The 26,140-nt window shown below is 43.6% G+C and carries 37 protein-coding genes and 2 pseudogenes; 25 read left to right on the forward strand and 14 right to left on the reverse strand.

All coding sequences use genetic code 11. From position 1 onward, the window contains the following. Positions 1 to 49 precede the first annotated feature (49 nt). Positions 50 to 301, forward strand: a complete 252-nt coding sequence (locus ACE1CM_RS24125) for a type II toxin-antitoxin system HicB family antitoxin (protein WP_374881105.1) — start codon at positions 50 to 52, stop codon at positions 299 to 301. On the opposite strand, the gene ACE1CM_RS24130 is transcribed toward ACE1CM_RS24125, so the two are convergent. Together ACE1CM_RS24130 and ACE1CM_RS24135 are read right to left on the reverse strand one after the other, a co-directional pair. Continuing rightward, positions 230 to 457 (reverse strand): hypothetical protein, encoded by a 228-nt coding sequence (locus tag ACE1CM_RS24130; protein ID WP_374881106.1) that lies wholly within the window; start codon positions 455 to 457, stop codon positions 230 to 232. The two genes, ACE1CM_RS24125 and ACE1CM_RS24130, sit on opposite strands and share 72 nt — an antisense overlap. Further along, positions 439 to 675, reverse strand: coding sequence for a hypothetical protein (locus ACE1CM_RS24135; protein ID WP_374881108.1), 237 nt, complete (start codon positions 673 to 675; stop codon positions 439 to 441). Before ACE1CM_RS24135 ends, ACE1CM_RS24130 begins: the two co-directional genes overlap by 19 nt. Between ACE1CM_RS24135 and ACE1CM_RS24140 the strand changes: the two genes are divergently transcribed. The 8 genes from ACE1CM_RS24140 to ACE1CM_RS24175 all read left to right on the forward strand — a co-directional run bounded on the left by ACE1CM_RS24140 (position 648) and on the right by ACE1CM_RS24175 (position 3,943). Further along, complete coding sequence (locus tag ACE1CM_RS24140) at positions 648 to 803, forward strand: hypothetical protein (RefSeq protein WP_374881253.1); 156 nt, start codon at positions 648 to 650, stop codon at positions 801 to 803. The genes ACE1CM_RS24135 and ACE1CM_RS24140 overlap by 28 nt on opposite strands. A 120-nt stretch (positions 804 to 923) precedes the next feature. Continuing rightward, a complete protein-coding gene (locus ACE1CM_RS24145; RefSeq protein WP_374881109.1) occupies positions 924 to 1,451 on the forward strand; it encodes a DUF433 domain-containing protein in 528 nt (175 codons plus the stop codon). Continuing rightward, entirely contained in the window at positions 1,439 to 1,882 is a 444-nt protein-coding gene (locus ACE1CM_RS24150) for a type II toxin-antitoxin system VapC family toxin (RefSeq protein WP_374881111.1), read from the forward strand. The genes ACE1CM_RS24145 and ACE1CM_RS24150 overlap by 13 nt, the downstream gene beginning before the upstream one ends. Before the next feature lie 214 nt (positions 1,883 to 2,096). Further along, positions 2,097 to 2,330, forward strand: coding sequence for a hypothetical protein (locus ACE1CM_RS24155; RefSeq protein ID WP_374881113.1), 234 nt, complete (start codon positions 2,097 to 2,099; stop codon positions 2,328 to 2,330). Beyond that, positions 2,330 to 2,542, forward strand: coding sequence for a type II toxin-antitoxin system PemK/MazF family toxin (locus tag ACE1CM_RS24160; protein WP_374881115.1), 213 nt, complete (start codon positions 2,330 to 2,332; stop codon positions 2,540 to 2,542). The genes ACE1CM_RS24155 and ACE1CM_RS24160 overlap by 1 nt, the downstream gene beginning before the upstream one ends. A 327-nt stretch (positions 2,543 to 2,869) precedes the next feature. Next, positions 2,870 to 3,136, forward strand: coding sequence for a hypothetical protein (locus ACE1CM_RS24165; protein WP_374881117.1), 267 nt, complete (start codon positions 2,870 to 2,872; stop codon positions 3,134 to 3,136). Continuing rightward, positions 3,133 to 3,537 (forward strand): PIN domain-containing protein, encoded by a 405-nt coding sequence (locus ACE1CM_RS24170; protein ID WP_374881119.1) that lies wholly within the window; start codon positions 3,133 to 3,135, stop codon positions 3,535 to 3,537. Before ACE1CM_RS24165 ends, ACE1CM_RS24170 begins: the two co-directional genes overlap by 4 nt. Positions 3,538 to 3,616: 79 nt before the next feature. Continuing rightward, on the forward strand, positions 3,617 to 3,943 hold the full coding sequence (locus tag ACE1CM_RS24175; RefSeq protein ID WP_374881121.1) for a DUF433 domain-containing protein: 327 nt from the start codon (positions 3,617 to 3,619) through the stop codon (positions 3,941 to 3,943). Between the two features lie 116 nt (positions 3,944 to 4,059). Here ACE1CM_RS24175 and ACE1CM_RS24180 read toward each other — a convergent pair whose 3' ends face one another. Genes ACE1CM_RS24180 through ACE1CM_RS24195 form a run of 4 tightly spaced genes read right to left on the reverse strand, consistent with a single transcriptional unit; the run spans position 4,060 to position 5,887 of the window. Further along, positions 4,060 to 4,290, reverse strand: a complete 231-nt coding sequence (locus tag ACE1CM_RS24180; protein ID WP_374881123.1) for a type II toxin-antitoxin system HicA family toxin — start codon at positions 4,288 to 4,290, stop codon at positions 4,060 to 4,062. After that, on the reverse strand, positions 4,271 to 4,540 hold the full coding sequence (locus ACE1CM_RS24185; protein WP_374881125.1) for a type II toxin-antitoxin system HicB family antitoxin: 270 nt from the start codon (positions 4,538 to 4,540) through the stop codon (positions 4,271 to 4,273). Before ACE1CM_RS24185 ends, ACE1CM_RS24180 begins: the two co-directional genes overlap by 20 nt. Then, positions 4,515 to 4,697: a hypothetical protein gene (locus ACE1CM_RS24190; protein WP_374881127.1), complete on the reverse strand. Its 183-nt coding sequence runs from the start codon at positions 4,695 to 4,697 to the stop codon at positions 4,515 to 4,517. The genes ACE1CM_RS24185 and ACE1CM_RS24190 overlap by 26 nt, the downstream gene beginning before the upstream one ends. 2 nt (positions 4,698 to 4,699) lie before the next feature. Continuing rightward, positions 4,700 to 5,887 carry an RNA-guided endonuclease InsQ/TnpB family protein gene (locus ACE1CM_RS24195; protein ID WP_374881129.1) on the reverse strand — a complete coding sequence of 396 codons (1,188 nt, stop codon included), beginning with the start codon at positions 5,885 to 5,887 and terminating at the stop codon, positions 4,700 to 4,702. Positions 5,888 to 5,953: 66 nt separating this feature from the next. Between ACE1CM_RS24195 and ACE1CM_RS24200 the strand changes: the two genes are divergently transcribed. Beyond that, positions 5,954 to 6,127, forward strand: coding sequence for a CopG family transcriptional regulator (locus tag ACE1CM_RS24200; RefSeq protein WP_374881131.1), 174 nt, complete (start codon positions 5,954 to 5,956; stop codon positions 6,125 to 6,127). On the opposite strand, the gene ACE1CM_RS24205 is transcribed toward ACE1CM_RS24200, so the two are convergent. Continuing rightward, a complete protein-coding gene (locus tag ACE1CM_RS24205; protein ID WP_374881133.1) occupies positions 6,099 to 6,356 on the reverse strand; it encodes a hypothetical protein in 258 nt (85 codons plus the stop codon). The two genes, ACE1CM_RS24200 and ACE1CM_RS24205, sit on opposite strands and share 29 nt — an antisense overlap. 238 nt (positions 6,357 to 6,594) lie before the next feature. Here ACE1CM_RS24205 and ACE1CM_RS24210 point away from each other — a divergent pair, with 238 nt between their 5' ends. From ACE1CM_RS24210 to ACE1CM_RS24225, 4 genes are all read left to right on the forward strand, one after another. Further along, complete coding sequence (locus ACE1CM_RS24210) at positions 6,595 to 6,825, forward strand: helix-turn-helix domain-containing protein (RefSeq protein WP_374881134.1); 231 nt, start codon at positions 6,595 to 6,597, stop codon at positions 6,823 to 6,825. 62 nt (positions 6,826 to 6,887) lie between these two features. Continuing rightward, positions 6,888 to 7,076: a hypothetical protein gene (locus ACE1CM_RS24215; protein ID WP_374881136.1), complete on the forward strand. Its 189-nt coding sequence runs from the start codon at positions 6,888 to 6,890 to the stop codon at positions 7,074 to 7,076. 3 nt (positions 7,077 to 7,079) lie between these two features. Next, positions 7,080 to 7,316: a helix-turn-helix domain-containing protein gene (locus tag ACE1CM_RS24220; RefSeq protein ID WP_374881138.1), complete on the forward strand. Its 237-nt coding sequence runs from the start codon at positions 7,080 to 7,082 to the stop codon at positions 7,314 to 7,316. A gap of 146 nt (positions 7,317 to 7,462) precedes the next feature. After that, positions 7,463 to 7,666, forward strand: a complete 204-nt coding sequence (locus ACE1CM_RS24225; RefSeq protein ID WP_374881140.1) for a hypothetical protein — start codon at positions 7,463 to 7,465, stop codon at positions 7,664 to 7,666. Positions 7,667 to 7,716: 50 nt separating this feature from the next. Here the strand turns inward: ACE1CM_RS24225 and ACE1CM_RS24230 are convergent, their stop codons facing one another. Beyond that, positions 7,717 to 7,977 carry a YdcF family protein gene (locus ACE1CM_RS24230; RefSeq protein WP_374881142.1) on the reverse strand — a complete coding sequence of 87 codons (261 nt, stop codon included), beginning with the start codon at positions 7,975 to 7,977 and terminating at the stop codon, positions 7,717 to 7,719. Beyond that, positions 7,974 to 8,345: a YdcF family protein gene (locus ACE1CM_RS24235; protein WP_374881143.1), complete on the reverse strand. Its 372-nt coding sequence runs from the start codon at positions 8,343 to 8,345 to the stop codon at positions 7,974 to 7,976. Before ACE1CM_RS24235 ends, ACE1CM_RS24230 begins: the two co-directional genes overlap by 4 nt. 185 nt (positions 8,346 to 8,530) lie before the next feature. Here ACE1CM_RS24235 and ACE1CM_RS24240 point away from each other — a divergent pair, with 185 nt between their 5' ends. Continuing rightward, on the forward strand, positions 8,531 to 9,550 hold the full coding sequence (locus ACE1CM_RS24240) for a medium chain dehydrogenase/reductase family protein (RefSeq protein ID WP_374881145.1): 1,020 nt from the start codon (positions 8,531 to 8,533) through the stop codon (positions 9,548 to 9,550). A 55-nt stretch (positions 9,551 to 9,605) separates the two neighbouring features. Here the strand turns inward: ACE1CM_RS24240 and malQ are convergent. Next, a pseudogene (malQ, locus tag ACE1CM_RS24245) lies at positions 9,606 to 11,123 on the reverse strand (4-alpha-glucanotransferase); the annotation flags it as partial. A 438-nt stretch (positions 11,124 to 11,561) separates the two neighbouring features. On the opposite strand from malQ, the pseudogene ACE1CM_RS24250 reads away from it, so the two are divergent. The 4 genes and pseudogenes from ACE1CM_RS24250 to ACE1CM_RS24265 all read left to right on the forward strand — a co-directional run. Continuing rightward, positions 11,562 to 12,544: pseudogene (locus tag ACE1CM_RS24250) on the forward strand (alpha-amylase family glycosyl hydrolase); the annotation flags it as partial. Between the two features lie 246 nt (positions 12,545 to 12,790). Beyond that, positions 12,791 to 14,824 (forward strand): alpha-glucosidase C-terminal domain-containing protein, encoded by a 2,034-nt coding sequence (locus ACE1CM_RS24255; protein ID WP_374881239.1) that lies wholly within the window; start codon positions 12,791 to 12,793, stop codon positions 14,822 to 14,824. Positions 14,825 to 14,834: 10 nt separating this feature from the next. Beyond that, on the forward strand, positions 14,835 to 15,692 hold the full coding sequence (locus ACE1CM_RS24260) for an MBL fold metallo-hydrolase (RefSeq protein ID WP_374881147.1): 858 nt from the start codon (positions 14,835 to 14,837) through the stop codon (positions 15,690 to 15,692). A 155-nt stretch (positions 15,693 to 15,847) separates the two neighbouring features. Next, positions 15,848 to 16,015, forward strand: coding sequence for a hypothetical protein (locus tag ACE1CM_RS24265; RefSeq protein ID WP_374881149.1), 168 nt, complete (start codon positions 15,848 to 15,850; stop codon positions 16,013 to 16,015). 34 nt (positions 16,016 to 16,049) lie between these two features. Here ACE1CM_RS24265 and ACE1CM_RS24270 read toward each other — a convergent pair whose 3' ends face one another. Next, the gene (locus ACE1CM_RS24270; protein ID WP_374881151.1) at positions 16,050 to 16,925 is read right to left on the reverse strand and encodes a pentapeptide repeat-containing protein; all 876 of its coding nucleotides are present in this window, start codon (positions 16,923 to 16,925) and stop codon (positions 16,050 to 16,052) included. A 156-nt stretch (positions 16,926 to 17,081) separates the two neighbouring features. Here ACE1CM_RS24270 and ACE1CM_RS24275 point away from each other — a divergent pair, with 156 nt between their 5' ends. From ACE1CM_RS24275 to ACE1CM_RS24290, 4 genes are all read left to right on the forward strand, one after another. Beyond that, positions 17,082 to 17,801 carry a sulfite exporter TauE/SafE family protein gene (locus tag ACE1CM_RS24275; protein WP_374881241.1) on the forward strand — a complete coding sequence of 240 codons (720 nt, stop codon included), beginning with the start codon at positions 17,082 to 17,084 and terminating at the stop codon, positions 17,799 to 17,801. A gap of 438 nt (positions 17,802 to 18,239) precedes the next feature. Beyond that, a complete protein-coding gene (locus ACE1CM_RS24280; RefSeq protein WP_374881153.1) occupies positions 18,240 to 19,511 on the forward strand; it encodes a mechanosensitive ion channel family protein in 1,272 nt (423 codons plus the stop codon). A 17-nt stretch (positions 19,512 to 19,528) separates the two neighbouring features. Further along, the gene (locus ACE1CM_RS24285; RefSeq protein ID WP_374881154.1) at positions 19,529 to 20,503 is read left to right on the forward strand and encodes a YihY/virulence factor BrkB family protein; all 975 of its coding nucleotides are present in this window, start codon (positions 19,529 to 19,531) and stop codon (positions 20,501 to 20,503) included. A 77-nt stretch (positions 20,504 to 20,580) separates the two neighbouring features. Then, positions 20,581 to 21,624, forward strand: a complete 1,044-nt coding sequence (locus ACE1CM_RS24290; protein ID WP_374881156.1) for an AI-2E family transporter — start codon at positions 20,581 to 20,583, stop codon at positions 21,622 to 21,624. Positions 21,625 to 21,699: 75 nt separating this feature from the next. Here the strand turns inward: ACE1CM_RS24290 and ACE1CM_RS24295 are convergent, their stop codons facing one another. Genes ACE1CM_RS24295 through ACE1CM_RS24305 form a run of 3 tightly spaced genes read right to left on the reverse strand, consistent with a single transcriptional unit; the run spans position 21,700 to position 24,049 of the window. Further along, positions 21,700 to 22,692, reverse strand: a complete 993-nt coding sequence (locus tag ACE1CM_RS24295; protein ID WP_374881158.1) for a DUF389 domain-containing protein — start codon at positions 22,690 to 22,692, stop codon at positions 21,700 to 21,702. Between the two features lie 53 nt (positions 22,693 to 22,745). Next, complete coding sequence (locus tag ACE1CM_RS24300) at positions 22,746 to 23,777, reverse strand: AI-2E family transporter (protein WP_374881159.1); 1,032 nt, start codon at positions 23,775 to 23,777, stop codon at positions 22,746 to 22,748. Further along, complete coding sequence (locus ACE1CM_RS24305; RefSeq protein WP_374881161.1) at positions 23,774 to 24,049, reverse strand: hypothetical protein; 276 nt, start codon at positions 24,047 to 24,049, stop codon at positions 23,774 to 23,776. The genes ACE1CM_RS24300 and ACE1CM_RS24305 overlap by 4 nt, the downstream gene beginning before the upstream one ends. 863 nt (positions 24,050 to 24,912) lie before the next feature. On the opposite strand from ACE1CM_RS24305, the gene ACE1CM_RS24310 reads away from it, so the two are divergent. Both ACE1CM_RS24310 and ACE1CM_RS24315 read left to right on the forward strand, forming a co-directional pair. After that, positions 24,913 to 25,716 carry a bacteriorhodopsin gene (locus ACE1CM_RS24310; RefSeq protein WP_374881163.1) on the forward strand — a complete coding sequence of 268 codons (804 nt, stop codon included), beginning with the start codon at positions 24,913 to 24,915 and terminating at the stop codon, positions 25,714 to 25,716. Positions 25,717 to 25,737: 21 nt separating this feature from the next. After that, complete coding sequence (locus ACE1CM_RS24315) at positions 25,738 to 26,115, forward strand: sensory rhodopsin transducer (protein ID WP_374881165.1); 378 nt, start codon at positions 25,738 to 25,740, stop codon at positions 26,113 to 26,115. Positions 26,116 to 26,140: the final 25 nt, after the last annotated feature.

The following is a 26,140-nucleotide window of genomic DNA, read 5'->3' on the forward strand; positions in this document are numbered from 1 at the left end:
GATGGGGGTAAAAAATCGAAGTTATCTTTCAGATAAAAGGAGAAAGGGTATGAGCAATATTCGGCAATTCACTGCAATTATCGAACGCGAAGATGATGGATACGTAGCACTTTGCCCGGAACTGGATATTGCCAGTCAGGGAGACACAGTTGAACAAGCACGAGCTAATTTAATTGAAGCTTTAGAGCTATTCTTTGAAGTAGCCGAACCGTCAGAAATTGAAAGACGTTTATCCTTGTTTTCCTGGTTCTTTGCCTATTGCTTCCAGAAATTCAGGATAATTATCAAGGTCATTAATTGACTTGAGAGGTGGCATTTTTATCCAGGTTTCTTCTGCCTTAGACCTGTCCATGTAGGCATAAAAAGCTTCACTGTCATCTCGATGCTCAAGCATATATGCTCGTAGCTCTTTAAGACTCATTGCTGCAAAATTAGGTTTCATGCTTTGTATGTCCATTTACCATCTGGCTCAATCGCTATCTGGGTTTCTTCACCAGCTATGATGACTACCTCACTTGTACGTTCATCTAAACGTACAAGATAAATAGGTCTATACATCATCGTTAGCCGTTGACACAAAATAAAACACTGTAATAGTTGTGCTACTGTCGGAATGATTGCAACTCCTAAAGATTCTGCTTTTTCTATTGTATAACCGTACAGTGCGATCGCCACTTAAGACTTTGGAGGATCGGACGCGATATGCCAGAGGTACGCTGCGCCATATGCCAGAGGCACGCTGCGCGATCGCATATAATACGCAAGTCGCGCTCCGCGATATGCCTCCCTTCCGCTGCGCGTGAAGCTTGCGCTACCCTTGGGCGCGAATCGCATCCTCCACTTAGCTAAAATGTAATCAATCGTAGATATTCTCTAATTCACAAATCAAACAGCACCAATGACCCTCACAGAATTAAAATGCTATGTCAACAACTTCAATTGATATCAGTACATTGATTGCTCGTACCCCCCGGTTGCATGGGGGTAGCCCTCATATTGCAGGCAAAGGTGTTACCGTGCGACGAATTGTCGCTTGGTATAAGCGAGGACTCAATGCCGAAGAAATTGCTGCCCGCATTGAGCATCTTACCCTAGCTGAAGTCTACACAGCATTGGCTTATTACCATGCCAACAAACAAGAAATCGAAGCAGATATAGCCGCCCAAACTGCTGAAGCTCAAGGATTGGAGGCACTGTACGGGCAAAATGCTCAAAATCAAACAATACGGATTACAACCAAGGTTCTTCCAGGTGACAAAATTGAAATTCAACTGCCACCTGGATCTGTGGGTGAAGAGGTAGAAGTTTTTGTCATTCTGCCAGAAAAACCTAAACCTGGACGGCGTAGAGTGCTGGAATTTATTGAAGAAATCCGCAGTCGTCATGCGTCCAGAACAGTTGAAGAAATCGACCGCGAACTTGAAGCAGAAAGAAATTCATGGGACAGCTAACTTTACCTTCTTCAGCAACAGTTTATTTGGATACATCAGTCATTATTTACACCGTTGAAGCTAATCCCAATTACTATTTACTTCTCCAACCATTGTGGCTGAAGTTTCAAACAGGTGAAATTGAATTGATTACCAGTGAATTAACCTTGATGGAAGCTATGGTTCTGCCTCTGAAAAACGCAAATACTGCTTTGTTGAGCGATTACGATCAATTACTCTTATACTCAGAAATCCAGCTATTCCCCATTACTCAATCTGTACTGAGAAATGCAGCTAATTTAAGGGCTACTACCAACCTGAAAACACCCGATGCTATTCATGCTGCTACGGCTTTAGGTGAAGGCTGTACGCTGTTTCTAACCAATGACAGTGGATTTCGTAATGTTCCCAATCTGCCGGTTGTCATTCTCAGTGAAGTCTTAGCATCATGACAATGCTTTGTGGCGATCGCTCATGCACTTTATTTTCAAAGAGCGATCGCCTTAAGCCGCAAGTTGCTGGCGCGATATGCCAAGGGCTAGCTACGCGGTCACGAAGTGTGGCGTTAGCCGTATCGCATCCTCCACCTAGCTAAAATGTAATCAATCAAAGCAGGAAGAAGCATAATCAATGACACGCCTTTATCGGTTAATAAGGAGTTTAAAAATGAATGAATTAAAAACAACTGAAGCCGTAAATATCCAACTGGTTGATTCTCTAGTGCAAATTATTCGTTCGCTTTCTACCGCAGAGCAAGCCTTACTCGAAGTCAAATTATTTGGCAATCTCCCCTATCCTTCTACTGGCGAACTCATGCACCTGGCTGAGTCGGGTGGAGCTTTTGACTTTCTCCACGATGAACCCGATCTTTACACGCTTGAAGATGGAGAACCTGTGTAATGACTCTGAGTAAAGGTGATATTGTTCTGGCTCAATTCCCATTCACCGATCTGAGTCAAACAAAACTACGTCCTGCTGTCGTACTCTGGTCATCACCAACGATTGATGAAGTTACTATCTGTTTTATTTCATCTCAAAATGTCAGCAATTTGACCAGCGATGAATTTGCTATCAATGATACTGATGCCGAGTTTCCAGGTACTGGATTGTGAGTCTCATCTAAAGTGCGGGTGACTCGAATTACAACTTTGAATCGCCAGTTAATTGTTAGACGCTTGGGTAAGTTAGGAAATCAACATATTCAACTATTGAACGCGATTGTGATTCAAGCATTTCAACTAACCTAACTAGATGCGATACGGCTAACGCCACACTTCGTGACCGCGCAGCGTGCGGTCGGCATATCGCCACTTAGGACTTTGGAGGATGGGATGCGATCGCCTCCTCCACCTAGCTAAAATGTAATCAATCGTAGATTCTCAGTGAAGTATTGGCATCAGAAATTTGCTCGCATAATCAAAAATTAAACAGGAGAAAACATGCAATCAGCTTTGCGGATTACAACCAAAGTTCTTCCAGGAGACAAAGTTGAAATTAAACTGCCACCAGGCTCAGTGGGTGAAGAGGTTGAAGTTTTCGTCATTCTGCCAGAAAAACCTCAACCAAGCCATAGATTTGTCAAGAGACGGCTCAGCGAATTCTATGGTGCATTACCTGCAACTGTTCCCTATCCAGGAAAGGAAGCAATTCGTCAGATTGTTGCAGATGTTCTGGCTCAACAAATACTCCCTACTGAAGAATCATGACTGACTTGTGGGTAGATGCTAACGTCCTTCTGCGATTTCTCACTGGAGAGCCTCCCGATCTAGCCCAACGCGCTCTGAGGCTGATTCAACAAGCTGAAAGAGGAGAAGTTATCCTCAGACTTTCACCCATTGTAGTCGCCGAGGTGGTTTGGGTATTAGGTTCGTTTTATCGCTATCCTCGCAACCAGATTGCTGAGGTTTTGTTGCCGTTGGTGACAGCAGAAGGAGTCGTCTTAGAAGAGTCCGAACAAGTGGTAGCAGCTTTGGATCGCATGGCAACTGCAAATGTAGATTTTATTGATGCCTACCTTGCAGAAGTTGCCCGTCGAGAAGGCGGCTCAGTGGTTTCTTTTGACCGAGATTTCAGACGTTTAGATATTCCTTGGGTAGAGCCAGAGTAGGATATCAAAATAAGTAAGTACACCAGCACGCCAGGGACTTAAGTTCCATATCTTTCAATTCACAAACCAAATAGCACCAATGACCCTCACAGAATTAAAAGCCCAATTGCTTTCCTTGACACCAGCAGAAAAAGCCGAAATCATCCAGCTATTATCCCAAAATCTTGCGATCGCTTGGCAAGGAATTAACAAAACTCCCGGTGTCATGGGAGGAGATGCCTGTATCAGAGAAACTCGTATTCCCGTTTGGTTACTTGTAAGTTATCGTCGTTCAGGTATGAATGAAGCCAAAATCTTAGATAACTATCCAACTTTATCTGCTGCTGACTTAGCAAATGCCTGGACTTATGCTGAAGCATACCACGACGAAATTGAAGCAGCAATTCAAAAGCATGAGGAAGCATGATCGATAGGTATCACCATGAGTCCGCCAACGTTGTCCCGGAAAATCAGGGAAACCTACCAAAAAGCAATCATCTTCTTGGGACTATTGAATCATCATTGGGTACTTAACTTTCTTCATCAAAGACTGTTCCATTCTTCAAGCAAAATTTCCCGCTCTAGAATCGCTTCAACTTCCCTAATCATCATTCGCAGTTGAGCAACCGAATACTCATCGTTTGAGGGAATAGTCAGGCGATGTTGCTCGTAAACCATAAATTGGTGTTTTGAGCCAGAAAATAATCCCTCAAAGCCGAGTTTACGCAATTTTTTAATAAAGTCTTGACGCTTACTAGGTGTCCATCGGCTCAAGGGTCGGCTCCTGATTTAAGTCAATGTTATCAATAACTGGCAGAGAATGTTTAAGCTTTAATCCAACTAAAATCCAGTCTTCCAGTGTTGAGCGTAACTCATTTTCACAGCCTCGCAGTGTATCTGCAAATGCGATGACTCCTTTGCAAGCCGGAATTTTACCGACAAATGTGCCATCTTCCAGTTTGTCGTAAACTGCCTGCGCGATCGCTAACTCCACGTAGTCACTGAGAATAAACCTTACAGCCATTTAATCTCCCAGTAGCATTAGTATTTTTCTGATTATATTCTGCTTCCAAAAAGACAAAATTTAGAGCGATCGCACTCTCTCCAACAAGCGTGCGATCGCGAAGCGGAAGGGAGGCATATCGCTCCCCATTCCTATTCCATCCAATAACGATTGACATACTCACCGCCCTAAAAGTGCGGTGATTCTTGACACTTCATCGACTGATGCTACCGGAGTAGTCTTACTCTGTCTCTGTGTCCGTTTAGAGTCGTGGCAATGCCCTATCCCGACTTTATTTATATTTCTGGCTGCGTTGAAATCTCTGTCTTGTTCAGTACCGCAATTAAGGCATAGGACTGAACGAATAGAGAGGTCTACTTTACCCCATTTAAACCCACAATCTGCACATACTTGGCTAGTTGGTTCCCAACGACTAATTACCCGAAACTCCCTACCCAGTTTCTCAGATTTAGCTTCGCACAGCACTCTAAACTCGTACCATCCCTGCTGACTAATTGCCCTTGCAAGCTTGCGGTTTTTGACCATCCCCGATACATTTAAATCTTCCAAAACAATTACTTGGTTTTCGTTAACTATCTTGGTTGACAATTTGTGCAGAAAATCTTTGCGGGTATCTGCGATTTTGTTGTGTAGCTTAGCAATCTGGACGCGGGTTTTGTTTCTACGGTTTGAGTCTTTAAGTTGGCGGGCTAATTTACGTTGCCACTTGCGAACTTTCCGGTCTAAGTTTTTATAACTCGGAATGAAGGCTTTTTCGCCATTACTCATTACAGCAAAAGTTTTGATTCCCATATCTATACCGATGCTAATGTGTTCGGCATCGATTTGAACGGGTTCAATCTCTACAACAAAACTCAGGAAATAGCGGTTTGCACAATCCTTAATTATCGTAACAGAGCTAGGGGGCGATGGTAGTTCTCGGCTCCAAATCGGTTTAACAGTCCCAATCTTGGCTAGATAAACCCCACCTCCTTTGATTGAAAAGCCACCGCGAGTAAGTCTTGCTGATTGGCTATTAGTCCGTTTTTTGAATTTAGGGTATCCAACTTTTCGACCTTTTCTTTTGCCTTTGCAGGAGTCGAAAAAGTTCTTGAAAGCTGTTTCTAAATCCGCTACAGACTGCTGCAATGGAATGTTTGAAACTTCGCTTAACCACGCCCTAGCCTCAGTCTTTTTTGCTTGAGTGATAACTATCTTTTGGAGTTCAGCGGATTTAGGCTTTTTTTCAGATTGTTTACAGATAGCCAAAGCATCGTTATACACAACACGGACGCAACCGAACAACCGAGCCAAATTCTGTTTTTGTTGGTCTGTTGGGTAAAAACGATACTGATATCTTGCTTTCATTGATTCGACCTTTCAATGTACTTATTAGATTATACTTAATATACAGACGTTTAGCCGGATAGTTTAATGAAAAATCGCCGTCTAGATATTAAACTTACTGATTACGAATTGCAGCAGTTAAAAGAAGAAGCTATAAGACGAGGGATGACCAAATCTGAACTAATTCGTAGTCTTATAGCTCGTTTTCCAGCGCCATCTCAGGAAAGCCGTCCTAGAAGGACGGGGCTTGAATCCCATTAGCTTTGGTCAAAATCCGAATCACTTCACCCTGAACAGGCGATGGTAAAGGCGGACTCCATTCGCTAATCTCTGCAAAGCGCACTACATACAGTTGACGCACGACGCTTTCTACGCCTCCTGGCACGCCGCAGGCAAGCAAGCGGATCGGGTGTTTACCTGGAGGAACATCGGGAATGTTTTCCCGCAGCAGTTCCGGGACTGACTTGGGTGTTATTATCATAGACTTCATACACGTGAATATGTGGATTGGCGATCGCTCTCAAGTTTTCCAGGCAACGGGGCGATCGCTTTTCAGTTTGTACATCCTGACTATAGTTCATTTGCCGCCGTAAATCAAGCGTTACGACAAAAAAAATGGTCGGAACGGCAAATAAGCATTAGACTTAGATCGGAGAATGGTAACATCTGCTTGCAATGTCATGGCTAGCAGTTGAGCATCGATAGTGATCCGTTGGAGATTGGCAGTTGTGATGGCTGAACGAAATATCAGCAATAAAGAGTTGGCTGCTTTGACTGGAATGCATCCAACTTCGATTTCCAAGATAAAGACTCGTCGCCGCCTCACCAGAATTGATGAGGAAACCCTCAACACCTTGTGTGAAGCGCTTTGCTGTCAGCCGGGTGATTTGATGGTTTATGAAAAGGAGGAGCAAGAGCAGCAGAGAAAGCACAAAGGTAATGAATCTGGCAAAGATTGACTTTCTTACCTTGCCTTCACTACCACTGGCTAATTGTGTAAAATTACCAAAAACATACAAGCGTGCCACCGAAAAACCTCAGACGGATAACCAGTTACGTTCTTCCTGAAGTAGCCAAAGCATTAGAAGAATGGGCCGAGAAAGAAGAACGGTCTGTGTCTTGGTTGGTGGGTAAGCTGATTGAGAAAGGTGTTAAAGAGTATCAAAGCCAACAACAGCAAAATGAATCTACTCAGAAGGAGAGCAGTTGAACGGTGATTAACTGGAGATTGGCAGTTGTAATGGCTGAGCGCAATATCAGCAACAAGGAACTGGCTCTCCGAACTGGAATGAACCCCAGATCTATTTCCAGACTCAAAACCCGTCGCCGCCTCACTAGAATTGACGAAGAAACCCTCAATCTCCTTTGCGACGCACTAAACTGTCAACCAGGGGATTTAATGGTTTATGAAAAGGAGGAAGCCCAGCAGCAAAGGAAGCTGAAAAAATAAGCGATCGCTCATCCACACCCGCGATTAAGTTATGTTGAGCAGTTGTTAAAAAATATTGGATTTAACCAGAGTATTTTGGGAATGATTATCATAAAGAACGGCGCTGAAGACTCGCGCCACTTGCATCTACTGAAAAGGAGATTTTCATGGAAAACAACTCACCCGAATTGCAAGTAATCGCGGTGTTGTGTCATACAGATACCTGCTGTCCAATTGTGGCGGTAGATCCGTCTGCTGCGGAAGCACAACAAGTGGTGATTCAAGATGATTTTGGTCAAAGCGTGAGGATGTCTCGCGAACAGTTTCGCGTATTAGTTAATTTAGCAAAACAAGGCGAACTTAACGTGTAAGCTGGAATTGCTGGCGCGTTCGTGCAGCGTGCCAGCAGCATATCGCTATATTAAATTCCAAAAATTAGGTAAACAAAATAAAAATACGTCTCTCTCGCGAGAAACCCAAGCTGACCGTTCAAACTGCGATATCGAGTAGTTGGCGTTGGCGATGGATATGCATTTAAACCCAAGTCTCTTGCCATTAATACAGATCGCTTCATATGCAAAGGATCGCTGACAATGAGAAACTTGGTTAATTGGCGATCGCTTGCTACTATTTTAGCATTTTTCAGGTTTTGATGCGTAGTTCGAGATGAAGTTTCAATCAAAATATTGGTGGCGGGTATTTTTTGAGCGATATGCCTCCGGCACGCTGCGCGAACGCATAATTTCTGGCAACAATTGCCTCAGCGGGTTCGTTGCTATTGCCAACTCCGCCTGTAAAAATTATAGTCTGAACTTTCCCTGTTTTATAGAGTTGAATCCCGTGATTAATTCTTTCTCTAAAAACGGGAGAGGGTTGATTTCCCCAAACTGCTGCTCCGAGTACAATAGCTGCATCGGCTTTAATATCGTTCTGCTGCGTGCCATAGATATAGATACTAAAGGCAATGTAGCCAATTACAACTAGAAACGCAGAGGCAACGCCAAGAGAAATAACCCTCAGCCGTTTTTTAATTTTACCACTCAGTTGCATAATTTATATCCGTAAGCGATCGCTCATATTTTCCAAATTACAATAAACCAATAGGTTCCTCACAATTTCCTCAATATTTTCTCCTATAACCAAGACAGGAGACTTGGGAACCTAGCAAACAAATATAAAATTTTATACCAATTCTTCCACAGTTAGTACTTGGATTCTGCTGGAGTAATTTTAGTATGAACTACAAGCAGGTTATCATCACCCGTCATGGCGGATCTGAAGTTTTACAATTAGTTGAAAATGAAATTCCAGAACCCAGTGCGGGCGAAGTGCGGGTAAAAATTTTAGCTACAGTTGCCTCTTTTACAGATATCTTAATTCGCGAAGGGTTATATCCAGGCGTACCCAAACCGCCGTTTTCTCCTGGTTATGAAATTGTCGGCATTGTCGATAAGCTAGGGGACGGAGTATCGAATTTTGAACTTGGACAGCGAGTAGTTGCGCTAACAATTGTGGGTGGTTATAGCGAGTTTATTTGCATCGCTGCAACCGAGTTAATTCTAGTACCTGAAAGCGTGGATGCAGGGGAAGCGGTTTGCTTGCCTTTGCACTACGTTACCGCTTATCAAATGTTGCATCGCATCGCCGCAGTCAAGTCTAATGAACGCATTTTAATCCACGGTGCGGCGGGTGGTGTAGGGACGGCGCTTTTGCAACTGGGTAAGCTGGCGGGACTGCAAATGTATGGTACAGCTTCTAAATCCAAACATCAACTCATATCCAGCTTAGGCGGAATTCCGATTGATTATAAAAATGAAGATTTTGTCCAAACAATTCGCACCCTCACCAGCGATGGGGTTGATGTTGTTTTTGATCCGATTGGTGGCGGTCACTTGCTGAATTCTTACAAAACTATGCGCCGGGGTGGAAGGTTAATTAGTTACGGTGTTTCTGCTGCACTTGCTGTTAAGCAAGGCAGATTTTTAATTGCAGCATCGACATTCGCATTGTTGCCGCTTTTGCAGATAATTCCAGATAATCGCAAGGCGGTTTGGTACAATATTGAAGCACTGAAAAAGCAGCATCCGAATTGGTTTAGGGAGGATTTGACAAAACTGTTAAATTTGTTGGCACAAAAGCAAATTAATCCGATTATAGCGGAACGCTTGCCATTAGCAGAAGTTGCCCGCGCTCATGTTTTACTGGAAAAATCGGCGGTGAGTGGCAAGTTAATATTGATTTGTAACGATGGTTGAATTAGGATGGTGCCGTACTCTGCTTGCTAACGCACCCTACAGATAAACGAATAACCTAACGGTTGTAGAGTTGGGTTAATTCTAACAAGCGATCGCTCAATTCCTCCGTAAGTTCTTCCGAACTTTCATAGCGCCAGCGCCAGTTACCGGGAATTTTACTCGGATCGTTCATCCGCGCGCGATTATCCAAACCTAAAATATCTTGCAGCGGGATAATCGCTAATTTCGCAACTGAAGCTAAAGCGGTGCGGATGAGAACCCAATTTATTTCTTGGATATCGTCAGGAGAAGAATAACCCAAATATTGCGCCAAAAATTGTTTTTCTTTGTCACTAGCTTTCCCCCACCATCCAATTGCGGTATCGTTGTCGTGAGTGCCGCTGTAAACTACACTGTTGGGGACATAATTGTGCGGTAAGTGGGTATTGGTGGCGTCTTCGCTAAAGGCAAACATCAAGATTCGCATACCGGGAAAATGGAAGCGATCGCGCAATTCTTCCACTTCTTTAGTAATAATCCCCAAATCCTCTGCCAAAATTGGCGGCATATCTCCCAACGCGCTACGCAAAGTTTCAAATAACTCTTCTCCAGGCGCTTTTAACCATTCGCCATTGATGGCATTTTCTTCCCCAGCAGGTACTTGCCAATAGGCTTCAAATCCGCGAAAATGATCGACGCGAACCAAGTCTACATATTGCAGCGTCGCTTTAAACCTGTCGATCCACCAAGCAAAATTAGTTTTTTCCAATTCTGACCAATTATAAACCGGATTGCCCCACAATTGTCCGGTTTCGCTAAAGTAATCTGGGGGAACTCCGGCGATAAAAGCGGGGTCAAAAGTTTCTGGATTGAGTTTAAATATATCCCGATTTGCCCAAACATCGGCGCTGTTGTGACAAACATAAATCGAGATATCGCCGATAATTTTTATCCCTTTTTCCTTGGCGTATTCCCGTAGCTTTGACCACTGGTCAAAAAACTTAAATTGTAAGAACTTGTGAAAAGCAATGCTGTCTTTTAATGCTGCCGATTTAGCTTTGAGGGCGTCGGGTTCGCGTCGAGCGATCGCGCGTTCCCAATTGTTCCAACTTTTCCCCTCATTCGCTGCTAATAATGCCATAAATAAAGCATAATCATCCAACCAATAAGCTTGCGCTTGACAAAATTCTTCAAACGCCGCTTTCTGTTTGCTGGTTAGCGAGGCATGAAAACTCTTATAGGCTATTTTGAGTAATTGTATTTTGTGCGGAACAACTGCATCAAACTTGACTTTATATCGAGCTAAATCTGCTTGTATCGGTATTAACTCATCTCGACTTAATAACCCTTCTTCGGCTAATAAATCGAGACTAATCAGCAAGTGATTGCCTGCAAAAGCGCTAAAATTCATCGTATAGGGGGAATGTTCGTATCCGGTAGGCCCCAAAGGCAGAATTTGCCACAACTTTTGACCGCTTTTTTCTAAAAAATCTACAAACTCGTAAGCATATTTGCCTAAATCGCCAATTCCAAATCGGCTCGGTAAACTTGTCGGTTGTAACAGAATTCCACTGGCGCGTTGAAAATACATGTTGTTTTTTGGGTTGCGATCGACCTGTAATCTTAACTATAACACGAATCTTATTCAATTCGACTTCAGATAGATTTTAATCTGACTTTAGATAGAAGACTGCGGCGAGTAAACCAGGTAACTTGTCTTGTGAGTAACAAAAATGGCTATTTTTTATTGAACCGCAAAAGACGCAGAGGACGCAGAGAAAAGAAGAAGAGGTAATCAGGGATTGAGAATAGAGTAATGTAGCTGTCTAAATTTGATTCAATTCTCTCTTTCCTCTACCTCTGCGCTCTCTGCGTCTTTTGCGGTTCATTTTCAGCTCCTATCTCGGCAGGAAAAATGCAAAAACAGACCCTAAATAACGATCCTATTTGGTTTAAGAACGCGATTATTTATGAAGCGCCTGTTCGTGCGTTTGCTGACAGCAATGGGGATGGGATTGGCGACTTTCGCGGGATGACGGAAAAGCTGGATTATCTGCAAGATTTAGGGATTAATGCGGTTTGGATATTGCCGTTTTTTCCTTCGCCGCTGAAGGATGATGGGTATGATATTGCTGACTATACTACGGTTAATCCAATCTACGGGACGTTGGAGGATTTTAAAGAGTTTTTAGAGGCGGCGCATCAGCGGGAAATTAGGGTAATTATTGAGTTAATTGTTAATCATACTTCGGCTCAGCATCCTTGGTTTCAACGCGCAAGGCGCGCGCCTAAAGATAGTGTATATCGCGATTTTTATATTGGGAGCGATACGCCGGAGAAATATCAGGAAGCGAGGATTATTTTTCAGGAGTTTGAGACATCAAATAGGAGTTGGGATGCGGTTGCGAAAGCTTATTATTGGCATCGGTTTTACTCGCATCAACCGGATTTAAATTATGATAATCCGGCGGTGCGGGAGTGTTTAAGGTTCTCGATTTTTGGTTGGAGATGGGGGTAGATGGACTGCGTTTGGATGCGGTTCCTTATTTATACGAACGGGAAGGGACTAATTGCGAAAATTTGTGGGAAACTCATGTTTTTTTAAAGGAGTTACGCCAGCATGTAGATGAAAAGTATCCGAATAGAATGGTGTTGGCGGAGGCGAATCAATGGCCTGAAGATGCGGCACAATATTATGGAGAAGGGGATGAGTGTCACATGAATTTTCACTTTCCCTTGATGCCGCGTTTGTTTATGTCTTTGCGGATGGAAGATTGCTTTCCGATTATTGATATTCTGCAACAAACTCCGGCGATTCCGGATAATTGTCAGTGGGCGTTATTTTTGCGGAATCACGATGAATTAACGCTGGAGATGGTGACGGATGAAGATAGAGATTATATGTATCGGATGTATGCTCAAGATCCGGTGATGCGGGTTAATTTGGGGATTCGTCGTCGGTTGGCGCCTTTGTTAGGAAATGACCGCAGGCAGATAGAATTGTTGAATAGTTTGCTGTTGTCTTTGCCGGGAACTCCCGTACTTTATTATGGGGATGAAATCGGCATGGGGGATAATGTTTATGTGGGCGATCGCAACGGGGTTCGCACGCCGATGCAGTGGAGTAGCGATCGCAATGCGGGTTTTAGTCGCGCTAACCCCCAGCGGTTATATTTACCCGTGATTGTAGACTCGGAATATCATTACGAAGCTGTTAATGTAGAAGCGCAAAGAGCAAACCCGAATTCGCTTTGGTATACGATGAAACGCTTAATTGCTACCCGCAAGCGTTTTCAGGCATTTGGGAAAGGTAGTTTTGAATTATTGTACCCCCATAATCGCAAAGTTCTTGCTTTCACTCGCACCTATAATGAAGAATCTCAGATTGAGAAATCTGAAATTATCTTATTGGTGGCGAATTTGTCCCGCTTTGTGCAAACGGTGGAATTGGATTTATCGCGGTTTAAGGGGATGGTGCCAACGGAAATTTTCGGGCATTCGGAGTTTCCACCGATTGGGGATGCGCCTTATTTTTTCAGTCTTAGTCCTTATGGGTTTTATTGGTTTACTCTTCAGTATAAACCGGCATTTAACCAACCGCAGAAACCACAAGCTGAATTGCCAATGTTGGTTGTTAGCGGGGAATGGCAAAATGCGTTCTCGCAACGAGAATACAGAAGTAATCTGGAATCTATTTTGCGCGGTTATTTGTATAGCAGTTCTTGGTTTGGCAGTAAAAATCGCACGGTTCAAGCTGCATATATTGTTGAAGCGATCGCTATCCCTTACAAGGACACGCCTGCGAAGATAATTTGGTTCCAGGTAGACTATATTCAGGGAAATTCGGAAACTTATTTGTTGCTGCTTGCTTATGCAGAAGGCGAACAAGCAATACAGCTTTTAACGGAAATGCCTCAAACTGTAATCGGTCGCCTTCAGGTTAATCCAGAAGAAGATGGGGTTTTATTTGACGCCGCCGCAGATAAATACTTTCTTTCCTCGTTGCTTTCTGCGATCGTACAAAGTCATCGCTTTAAAGGAATGAATGGCGAATTAGTTGCTTCGCCTACAGATTTATTCTTAAAAATAGCAGCAGAAGCATCGGATATTGAACCGAAAATTTTAAAGGGGGAACACAGAAATATTGCTATTGTGTATGGCGATCGCTTAATCCTCAAACTGTTTCGCAAAGTCGAGTCGGGTATTAACCCGGAGCTGGAGATTGGGCGCTTTTTAGACCAAAAACAACGTTTAAATCATTTTGCACCCCTTGCCGGGGCGCTGGAATACCGCCGTTTTGATACCCAGACTCCCATACCAGGCAATGCGCGACATGCCTCAAACTCTCTACCGATGACGGTGGGGGTATTGCAAGAGTTTATCCAAGATACCCGCAGCGGGTGGGATTATACTTTGGATAGCTGGCGGGATTTTTGCGATCGCGTCATCACCCAACAAGCGCACATCACAGAAGTTCCCATCGCTTCAGGATCGTTATTAGAGTTACAAGCGGCGGATATTCCCGAATTGGCATTTGAAACGATCGATGCCTATCTATCTAATGTTCAACTGTTAGGTGAAAGTCCCGCCCAACTCCATATTGCTCTTGCTTCCGATGCAGAGAATCCCGATTTTGCACCAGAACCTTTTTCGTTATTTTACCAGCGGTCGATTTACCAATACGCGCGAAATTTAACCGGGCAAGTCTTTCTGTTATTGAAAGATCGGTTGAAGTCTTTACCGCCGGATATTCAACCGTTGGCGAAAGCTGTCCTTAACCGCCAAGAAGAGTTTTTCGGACGCTTCCGGTTAGTGTTAAATCAAAAAATTACCGCCATGGGTACCCGCTATCAAGGCGATTACCATTTGGGGCAAGTTCTTTATACGGGGAAAGACTTTATCATTATTGATTTTGAAGGGAAACCAACTCGTCCGTTAAGCGAAAGAAGAATGAAGCGATCGCCTCTGCGCGATGTAGCGGGAATGCTGCAATCTTTCAACGATGCTGCTAGCATTGCCTTTGCTAATGAAGTCGAAAGCGGCACGATCCAGTCTAAAGATCTGCGCTTAATGGAAGCTGGGAATCAGTTTTGGGTTTACTGGGTTAGCGCCGCTTTCCTCAAAGGGTATCTAAAAGTAGCAAGTGGGGATAATTTCTTACCAAAAACAACCGAGGAATTGCATCTGCTGCTGGATGTCTATCTTTTGGAAAAAGTGATTTATAACTTAGGCGAAAAACTCAACCATCGCCCGGGATTGTTGGAAATTACACTCAAGCAAATGCTCAAATTTTAGTTAGGTATTTATGAACTCGTTAAAACAACTTGTCCTAGCAACAAATAATACCGAATCAAACTTATCAAGCGGGTCGATTTTCTTCGTTGGTACTGCAACTGTCGTGCTGCGCTACGCGGGATTTACCATCCTCACCGACCCGAATTTTTTGCATCAAGGCGACCACGTGCATTTAGGTTACGGATTGCGTTCAAAACGTAGAACCAATCCAGCAATTGAAATCGAGCAATTGCCGCCGCTGGATTTTGTGGTTTTATCCCACATGCACGACGATCATTTCGACCGCATCGCTGCCGAAAAACTCGATAAAAATGTACCAATCGTTACAACCCACCACGCCGCAACCGATCTGAAACAGAAAGGATTCACCGCGCCACAACCGCTTAATACTTGGGAAACATTAACTATTACCAAAGGGGAAAATTCTGTCCGCATTACTGCTATGCCGGGAAGACACGGTCCAGGAATTTTAGCAGCTATTTTACCGCCAGTAATGGGAAGTATGTTGGAGTTTCAGTCGCCAACAAAACAGACTGTATTTCGCCTCTACATTACTGGCGATACTTTAGTTTATGAAGATTTAAAAGAAATTCCTAAACGCTATCCCGATATCGATTTAGCCTTGTTACACCTGGGAGGAACGCAAGCTTTCGGAATTCTGCTGACGATGGATGCAAAACAAGGATTGCAGGCAATTCAAATTATTGCTCCCCAAATGGCAATTCCGATTCACTTTAATGATTACACTGTCTTTAAGTCGCCGCTTGAGGATTTTATGCGGGCAGTTACAGCAGCTGGTTTGGATGGACGGGTAAGGTATTTAAGTCATGGAGAAACTTATACCTTTAATGTGTCCGAAGCGTATTGACTTCTGGCAAAAGTGCAAGAAAATAAATTTCTGGTTGTAGGGGCGGGTTTTAACCAAACAGGACTTATAATATTTCCAGTAGATGGCGGGAGTAGGGGCACGGCATTTTATACCTATTGCCAGCACAGATAACCTTAAATATGCCGTGCCCCTACATGCCCCAACTAAATCAACTCAATAAACTTGGGCTAGATGATAAAGAGTGGGTCGTTGTAATTGATACTAAAGATCCTCGGTTTATCAAGGAAGAGAAAACTTACACCAACGGTAATAAAGTGCCGGTGGCGGCGCGAAGTCTCGTAGTGTTGCGCTGTTTGGGTTGATACTGCTAGAAGTAGGGTGCGATCGCAACGCACCCTACTTTTGCGATGCGATCGTTGCGTTCTTACCAAATTGTTTCCATTGAATCGCTACCTCTGTTAAATTAACTCCCGTGAGGTTTGCCTCCCTAAAAACGGCCTGCTTAACGACTGCCCGTTTTAAGTTCGCTCCTGTTAAGTTTGCCTCTCTAAAGACGACTCCTTCCAAGTGCGCGCTTTGAAAGTTTGCCCCCGTTAAGTCAGTTTGATGGAAAACTACATCTTTAAAATGTGCCCCTTTCAAGCAAGCATTCTGAAGGTTTGTCTGCCAAAAGACTGTTTTTAAGAAAACGGATCGCTCCAGGTTGGCTGATCGAAGATTGACCTTGCTCAGATGCGATCGCCTAAAATATACTTCTTTGATTTCTGCTTCTTGAAGGTCAGTGCGCTCCAAGTTTGTTTCCTGAATTGTTGCTAGACTCAAGTCAGCTTTCCTTAAAAGCGACCCAATCAGAAAAGATTTCCAAAAAGTTGTCTCCCGAAGAGAAGCTGCTGTTAAATTGGCGCGCAAAATGATGGCTTTTTGAAGGTCTGTCCCTTCCAAACAAGCTCCCTGAAGGTTAGCGCCGCTGAGGTTGGCTTGGAAGAGAACTGCCAATTCCAAGTTTGCCTGACTTAGGTATGCCCGACTCAAGTTTGCCAATTCCAGGTTTGCTTGTTTAAGATTGGCATCTCTGAGGTTGGCGCGGCTGAAGTCGGTTGCCAAAAGGTTTGCTCTGTAAAAGTTTGCACCTTGTAAGTATGCCCCGCCACAATTGGCTGCCGTTAGATCGGCATAACTGAGGTCGATCTCGAACTCGCAACTTTCTGGCTTGTGGCGATTCCAAACATATACTCCTTGTTTCAACTGTGCCAGATGTTCCAGATTCGCCATTCAGCGGCAGTCCTTGTGCTATTGTTTGCTCATTTATGCTAGCCGAGTTGTCGGCTATCTACCAGGTGCGGCTAGTTATAGCAAAATTAACCCGCAAATTCTACAATTATGGCAATGTAAATAGTTACACTTGCATGACCATCTTATTTATTAACCCTGGCGAGTTTTATTGCTTGGTTTCTTAGCAGCCTCGCGGGTGGCGGTAGTCCGTTTATCATTATTCCAATGGTCAATTTCCTTTTGGCAGCGCCAGCCGTCCCGCCAGTTGTAACTACAGGAATGCTGTTTGGTAACTTGCAAAGAACCTTACAACTTTGGCAAGATATTGACTGGGAGTTAACTTTGTGGTACTTGCCCGGGTCGGTTTTGGGAGCAATATTAGGTGCATTTGCATTTACTCGGACGCCGCTGCAATGGTTGCAAGTTTTGTTGGGATTATTTCTAGTTAGTTCTATTTTTACTTTCGGGTTTGGGGATAAAGAACAATCTTTTAAAGTTCAGAGTTGGTTTTTCTTACCCGCTGGTTTTGTTTATGCGTTTCTTTCAGGATTGATTGGCAGCATTGGCCCGGTTTTAAATCCATTTTACCTTAATTATGGTTTAGTTAAAGAGAAGATGATCGCGACCAAATCTGCCCACGTTTTGGTGGTGCATATCACCAAAATGATAACTTATGGTGCTTTGGGGGCGCTGACTTTGCCGTATCTTGGGTATGGTTTGGTAATCGGGATTGCCGCAGCGCCAGGGAATTGGGTAGGAATGTTGGTGTTGCAAAAGATGAGCGACGAACAGTTTCGCAAGTTTGCGATCGCTCTCGTTACCATCAGCGGTATATTCATCCTTTGGGAGCAACGAAACTTTTTTGTTTTTTGGTAAAGCAACTCCCAGTATGCGATCGCTTGTCACTTTCTAGTCACATTTGCTTTGCAGGCTGGAAATACAGCAGATTTCCACCCTTGTGAAGTACGCAGGGCTGACGCAACTTCTCTATATGTAGGGTGCGTTAACGCAGTGTAACGCACCATGTCCACTAAAAGGCTTTGTGTGTAGCTATAGCATCGTACCTCATACGGCTGCAATCCGCATTTATCTGCTGCCCTCTGCAAAAATTTATGCCTGTTGCAAGAAGTTCTTTCAACAAGATAGATAATCTTTTTATTCGTGGCAATCAAAAATTCATAGCGGATTGCAGCCGCATGAGGTACACCTTCGTTTGTGCCGCTGCACAAACGAAGCCAAAAGGCTGTACCTCACTCGCTTGCAATCTGCTGTATTATTCGTCAATTTTCGGCTGCAATCTTGTTTGCAAGTCTAGTGCTTCTACCATCCAGTAAAGGACTCGCGCAAGAGGTTCTTCCTACGCCTGTTACGCCCATACCATCCGCATCAATTCCAACAGACGGGCTGTTTTTTGCCGATATTGTTGTTAGAGGACAGCCTGTATTTCAAATTGGTAGCGTATCAGATGTTAGTGCTACACAACGGGCGCAAATTGTCAACCGCCGGATTGCCAGCATTTTAGCACAACCCCAAGCTGGCAGAACGGTTACCGTCGTTCCAGATGCAGCGCGAGGTATTGCTACGTTGCAACTGAATAACCGGGTTTTGATGACGGTTACCCAACAGGATGTGCAAGATTTTAACCTCCCGGTGGAAACATTAGCGCAACAGTGGGCAGATCAATTAAACCGGGCATTTGAGCAACCCCCCTTGGCAATTGATGTGGGGCAACGACTGTACAGTACGCTGCGTCAGTTTCAACGAGATATTATCGACAACTTGCCCTCTTTTTTAGGCGCACTGTTAGCGTTAGTCGTGACTTTGCTGTTAGCAATCAGCGTGCGTCGCCTCACTTTATTAGGGGCGCAACATTGGGAAGTGGATCATAACTCTAAAGTCCTGGTGAGTCGGTTGGGATATGGTGGCGTGTGGGTGGTTGGCGCCATTGTTGCTTTAGGCGTTTTGGGTCTAGATTTTGCTACTTTATTGGGAACTTTGGGGTTGACAAGTGTAGCCCTGGGTTTTGGTTTGCGGGATATTATCAGTAACTACTTTTCTGGGATTATTTTGTTGGCTTCTCGCCCTTTCCGGTTAGGCGACCAAATTGCGATCAAAGAGTTTGAAGGCACCGTAACTCAAATTCAACTGAGAGCAACAACAATAAAAACCTACGACGGGCGTGTCGTTTATATTCCCAATCAAGAAGTTTTTACCGCCACCATTGTTAACAATACTATCTGTACCTTTCGCCGTAATTCCATTATGGTTGGAATTGACTATAACACAGATATTACAAGAGCCAAGCAAATTATAAACGATGCCATCATCAAAGTTGAAGGGGTTGAATCAGACCCCAAACCAGAAATTTTATTGCGCGAACTCGCTCCCAGTACAGTCAACATTGAAGTCAGATGCTGGGTGAATTCCCGCCGCCTGCCATTTTTAGAAACAACTTCTCTAATTGCTCAGGCAATCAAAGAGGCATTGCAACAGGCAGGAATTGAAATGCCGACCGATATTTACACGGTGAGGTTACGCAATTTGCCAACAATTTCTGATAACCACCGCGTCAACTCTGAGCTATAATCTGATTTCTCAAAAATATGGTTAATTTAAGAAAAATTTGGCGATTATTAAAAGAAACTGTTTCTGAGTGGCAATTCAATGAAGTCTCTCTTTTAGCATCATCCCTGGCTTATTACACGGTCTTTTCCCTCGCGCCACTGCTAGTGCTTGTCATTATGATTGTTGGGGCAATTTTTGGAGAAGCCGCAGCGAAAGACCAGATTGTTACTCAATTGACAGAAATGGTTGGCGAGGAAGGGGCGCAATTAATCGCAACCGCTATTGCTAACATGAGAGCCGATGCTACAGGAGGAACCTTTCGACTTTTATTTAATCTGGGATTTTTGGTATTTGGAGCGACGGGAGTTTTTGCCCAAATTCAAGACGCATTAGACAGAATTTGGCAGGTGAAGCCAGAGCCTAGAAGGCAAATTTTCCACTTTCTACGCAAACGCCTATTATCTTTCGCAATGGTGTTGGTCATTGCATTTTTATTGCTTGTTTCTTTTGTGGGCAATACAATATTGGCGGCATTAGTTGAGGTTTTGAATAATATAACTCCCGGTTCTGGTTATCTGTGGCAAGTTATCAGCTTGGTGATTTCTTTCGGGATGACTACACTGATATTTGCCATGATTTATACTATCCTACCCGATGCGGAAATTGCATGGCGCGATACGGTTGTTGGGGCGATAATTACCGCACTTCTATTTCTAGTAGGTCAATTTTTATTCGGGCTGTTTTTGCGCCAAACTAATTATGGTTCTGCTTATGGCGTAGCTGGATCGTTTGTCATTGTTATTACCTGGGTTTTTTATGCAGCCCAAATTCTCTTGTTAGGGGCAGAATTTACTAAGGTTTATGCCAAACAGCGCGGCTCTCCCATTGTCCCGTCTGAGTATGCCATACACTTCGATCGCACTCACCAAAATCCTTCCCAAGTATCTAGCGTCGAAACGTCACGGCGAGCTAACAAAAATCCATCTTCTCGAAATAAACATGACCGCAGGTAGAGGAATTATCGCAGACAAGCTGCCATAATTCATCCTATGGTATCAAGGTTTACTCATAACATCAAATCTCAGGAATAATGAATGAGTCAAGTACAAAAAACTTCTGGGATCGATTCAGCACTACAAAGCTGGTTCGCTATTTGTTACTGTTAGCTCTTGGCTGGGCAATTGTCCAGATTTTGGCTTATTTTGAAAAAGCGATAGCCATCTTTATATTTGCCGCTATTCTGGCATTTTTGCTGAATTATCCCGTGCAGTGGGTGGCTCGTTTTTTACCACGGGGGCTAGCAGTTACCGGAGTTTTTTTACTGAGTCTGCTAATTATTGTCGGGTTGATAGCCACGTTGGGTTTTGCCATTATTTCCCAAGCGGAACAATTGCTCAGTCAATCTCCTCAACTTTTTGAATCAGCGATCGCACTCTTAGATCGCATCCAAAATATTCTGAATAACTGGAATGTTCAAGTAGATTTTGCTGCGATTGAAGCGCAATTACGCGAGCAAGCTTTAGCAGGAGTTGGAATTGGTTTGGCTACGCTTCAAACTTTAATTTCCAATTTAGTTGATTTAATTTTGGTAGCCGTTGTAGCTTTTTTCATCTTGCTAGATGGAAAAATAATTTGGAATTTTATTCTTAAATTTTTTCCAGTAAATCTGCGCGTTAGACTGAATGAGGCAATTCAGCGCAACTTTTTGGGTTTCTTTTGGGGGCGGTTAATTTTATCGATTTTCTTTGGAGTTTCGGCGTTTATTGTATTTATTATATTAAATGTTCCTTATGCCTTAGTAATGGCAGCGATTGCAGGCGTTTTCGACCTGATTCCCGGCATCGGAGCCACTATCGGAATTAGCCTAGTTTCTTTAATTATATTACCTCAAGGAATTTGGCTAAGCCTTAAAGTTTTAATCGGTTGTGTTTTGCTGCAACAGGTTGAAGAAAATCTGCTCATGCCTCGGATTATGCAAGGTTCGATTAATATCAACCCAGTTGTGATGTTCTTTGCTTTATTAGTCGGAGCTAAAGTTGCAGGTTTGGTCGGGCTTTTTCTATCAATTCCCATTGCAGGAGTATTGATTAGTTTATTTGAAGTTAAAGAAATGCAGGGAGAACATAATGGCTAATGGCTAATGGCTAATATAAAATAAAAATCACCAATTAGCAATTAGCAATTAGCAATTAGCAATTACCGCGAGTTATTAATCTTCTCGCAAGACTTCTTCGATTTGACCGACTTCAAAAATTAAAGTAAAACGTTGACCCATTTCTCGCTCAACAAATTCTTCCAACAACCGCACCTGCTTTGGGGTTACTGGATCTTTTGCTCTGACGCTTAAACGCACTTCTGGCGGACTGGTTAACCAGTTGATTTCGCTTGTAAGCAATTGCACTCGTTGAAAAGTAACAGTTCGGTTTAACAACGCTCGTCGCAGACTGGTTTCGAGTTGCGCTTGACGAACTAATTCACCAAAACTGAAACCTAAAGGAATCAGCAGAACTGCCGTAAAACCTAAAGTCCACATCAAAGGTTTTTTTGCTCGCACCAAAGAGGTATATCCTGCTACGAGAAACGTCAACATGCAAGAAAGGGTAATGCCTAACAAATTGGTGAGATAAAGTAAGGTTGCTCCTAAACTTAGCGACCAATTTGCTTGCGATAATCCTAAACCAATGACGCAAATCGGAGGCATTAAAGCAACTGCGATCGCCGTCCCCGCCAAACTCCCAGAAATCTTCGGTTCTACCTTAGCGTATCCGCTGATACCACCAGCAGCCACCGCAATACCTAAATCTAACAACGTGGGTTTCCCCCGTGCCAGCACCTCGCTACCAAAGCTGGAAATGCCGACAAGTAGACCCAGACAGTAAGCGATCGCAATCGCCAGCAAACTTCCCAGTACAAGGGAAGTTATGCCACATCGAAATAAGATAATATTGCCTGCCAAAGCACCAAATGCTAACCCTCGAATTGGCAGCATTAAGGGTGCAATAATCATCGCGCCGATGATGACAGCAGTGCTATTGGAGAGTAAACCAAAAGTTGCGATCGCGCAGGAACTAACTATCAAAATTAGGTAAGACGAATCTAACTTTGATTCATCGAGTAATTCTGTTTGTAGCTGTTGAGCTTGATTTGGATCGGAGCCTCGGTTTCTAAAATCCCTGAACCGATCTCGAATGTTATTTGGCAAGGCTTTTCTCCTGCAATAGCTAATCGCTAATAGCTGATTACTACGATTATGCTCTAAGACGCCGCAGACTTCCACCGAGCCAAAATATCCTGAAATAATGCCTCTTCAATCCAAGTTTTCGCAACCACCGTCAGAGGTAGTGCTATCAGTAACCCCAAAGCTCCAAAAATGGTGGCAAAGAAGATTTGAGCCGTTAACGTAACAGCAGGTAATAGCGCCACCTGTTTTGCCATCACCGTAGGCGTTAACCAATAACTTTCAACTTGTTGAATGACGATGTATAAAATTAACACTGCTCCGGCTTTCCAAGGGGCATCGAGAAATGCGATCGCCATCGGAAAAACCACGCTCAAAGTAGGGCCAATATTGGGAATAAAATTTAGCAACCCTGCCAAAACTGCATGAGCTAATACTAGCGGTACTTGTAAAATCCATAACCCAAGTCCGCTAAAAGCAGCAATAAACACCATTTCAATTAAAGCCCCGACTGTCCAACTACCCAAACCTTGATTGCAACGGGAAAGAATCTCATCAACTCGATGGCGGTAAAATGAAGGAAAGCAGCGCACAAATCCTTGACGGTACGGTTGCGGATTAATTAACAACATTAAGGTTAAAACTAATACCAGTAATAATTCTAAAACCATATTTACTGAGGAGGAGAAGAAAGCTAAGGCGCGTCCTAGTAAATTCGTACTCAAAGGTTGAAGTTGTTGAACGAACCCATTGACATCGGGAATTTCTGGAATAAAAGAGCCTTGAATGCGCTCTTCTAACCAGTTGATTCCCTGCTGAATCCGCTCGATTCCAGTGGGAAATAACGCTAATAATTGCTGAAATTGCTCGGCAAAGGGCGGTACAATTAGCCAGAAAAATCCTGCTAACAAGGTAACAACAATACTCAAACTCAGCCAGACAGCCCAAATCCGTTTTAAGCGAGTTTTCTCAAGTTGCCGCACCAGTTGATTAATTGCCACTGCCAGCACGACTGCTGTAAACAATAACAACAGCAATCGGCGAATTTGCCAGATAATGTAAAGCGAGGCAACAAATGCGATCGCTCCCAACCATTGGCCTAATTTCATTTGTTTTGCCTCCTGCCAATCCACAGTCCGATTAAACCGATTAGGGATGCGAACGCCAACAAAGAAATCGGATTAAATGCAATAGAAAAACCACCCGGAGTGTACTGCCAGCGCAAAAACCAAATCGCCTCATTGCCGATGACGAAAGAAGGCACGCGCAGAAAAGTCAGAATGGGCAGCAGGATTAAAACCGCCGCCATTAATAACAGGAATGCCCCCAGTGTAATTTTTATCCAGATCCACAAAGCCGATCTGAATTTTTTCGCTGACATTGGCAATAAAAGTTACATTGACATCAGGAATAGAGACAAGGTTAACTACTCGGGAGCAATTCCTCAGAAAATACCTAACCCTACCAATCCCAGCGTTATTCCCAAATGTGACCCAAAAGTGACACTACTGCTCAAACAAGCTTAGGACTTACGCAAGTCTGCCTTTTCAGATGTTGCATCAGTCTCCCAACCCGCCCGGAAATAAATTTCCGGGCTAATAGCTTAAGTCGGTTAAAACCGACTAAATGCGATCAAACAACTCCGTTTTAACCGACTGGCGCTGTGAGTCAGGGAATTTATTCCCTGGCGGGGTATGAGATTGGTGCAAGATCTCAACCTGATTAAGCTTGTCGTTACCCACATTTTTTCCGGAGTCTGATTAACGCTTTCCCTCTCAGTTTGCCCGGAGATTAAAATCCCACAGCGAGTAGCGAAAGTCCACGTCATGGACTAAAGAACAGGACTTACGCAAACACCAAAGTTTCTCTGAAAAATCGTCGGTTTGGCAACGAAAGATCGACGCAGAAACTTTGGTGATAGGAACGCCCTTGCGTAAGTCCTAAAGAAGTCTTTCGAGTCCACTTAAGTGGACTTTCGCTATTAGCCCTGCAATTTATTGCCGGGCGGGTTTGATGGGTAACGTGAGATGTGGGTAACGACAAGCCTTATTAAGGAGGATTTAGGGGGATCAAAACAAGCTGCGAACGCCAATGATCCCCCTAAGTCCCCCTGATTAAGGGGGATTTAGGGGGAGCAAAAAACAAGCAACCCAAAACTGTCACTTTCTGGTCACATTTGCTGTCTTAGCTAGAAATAAAGCAACAAAAGCATCCATCCACTCAAAAACTCTACCGAGGTAAGCTATGGATTGGCAAAAGATTTTTCATTGGATTTACGTAGCGGGGATGGCAATAGGTGCATTGCATTTTATATCGCTGAGTAAAAATACTCGCGGCGTTCCCAAATACGAATACCTTGTTGCTGCCTTTATTCCCATCTGGTCTGGATTGGCTTATTTATCCATGACTTTACCGCAAGGTAATTTAGAACAGGGAAAGATTGCCGTTGCCGGTCAAATTGCACACTATGCTCGCTATTTGGATTGGGTTGTAACCACGCCGTTGTTGCTGTTAGCTTTATCTTGGACGGCGATGCACTATATTTCCAAAGACTGGGCACTCATCGCTTCGCTGATGATGACACAAGTGATAGTAGTTGCCTGTGGTTTGATTGCCGATCTTTCCACAGTTCCTTGGGTGAGATATTTCTGGTATATCAACGGCGTTGTTGCTTTTTTGGTTGTCCTTGGGGGAATTTGGGGGCCTTTACGTGCCAAAACTCGCAGTCAAGGCGCGGAACTTTCAAACTTTTACGATAACCTGACAACCTACTTTACAGTGTTGTGGATTTGCTACCCGATTGTTTGGATTATTGGACCGAGTGGTTTTGGTTGGATTAATCAAACCCTTGATACCTTCTTATTTTGCTTAATTCCCTTTTTCTCAAAAGTGGGATTTAGCTATTTGGATTTGCATGGTTTACGGAGTTTGAGTAGTTCAGCATCGCAAACAGGTTCTGACCATTTAGTAGGTAGCAGGTTCCAATTCCTGGAAAGCATCACCGCTTTGTGGACATCCCAGCGGATGCGTTCGCGCAGAAGAGTTTAAGATCGATCGGGAGATAGAACAATGAATCAGCCAATTGGACGCACTTGTTGGGCTATTGCTGAAGGCTATATCCCTGCTTATAGCAACGGCCCCGAACCGCAATTTACCAGCCATGAAACAGTGTGCATTCTGAACGCTGGCGACCAAGATGCCCAGATTGAAATTACGATTTACTATAGCGATAGAGAACCTGTAGGCCCTTACCGAGAAACCGTTCCAGCGCGGCGAACAAAGCATATCCGATTCAACAACCTTAAAGACCCAGAAACAATTCCGCTCGACACTGATTTTGCCAGCGTGATTACTTCTGATGTGCCGATTGTCGTGCAACATACCCGGTTAGATTCCCGGCAAGCAGAAAACGCGCTGCTCAGTACTATTGCATATGCAAATAATTAGATCGATCTGAAAAGATAGGCATCCA

Source organism: Microseira sp. BLCC-F43, from assembly GCF_041929235.1.
GTDB lineage: Bacteria > Cyanobacteriota > Cyanobacteriia > Cyanobacteriales > Aerosakkonemataceae > Microseira.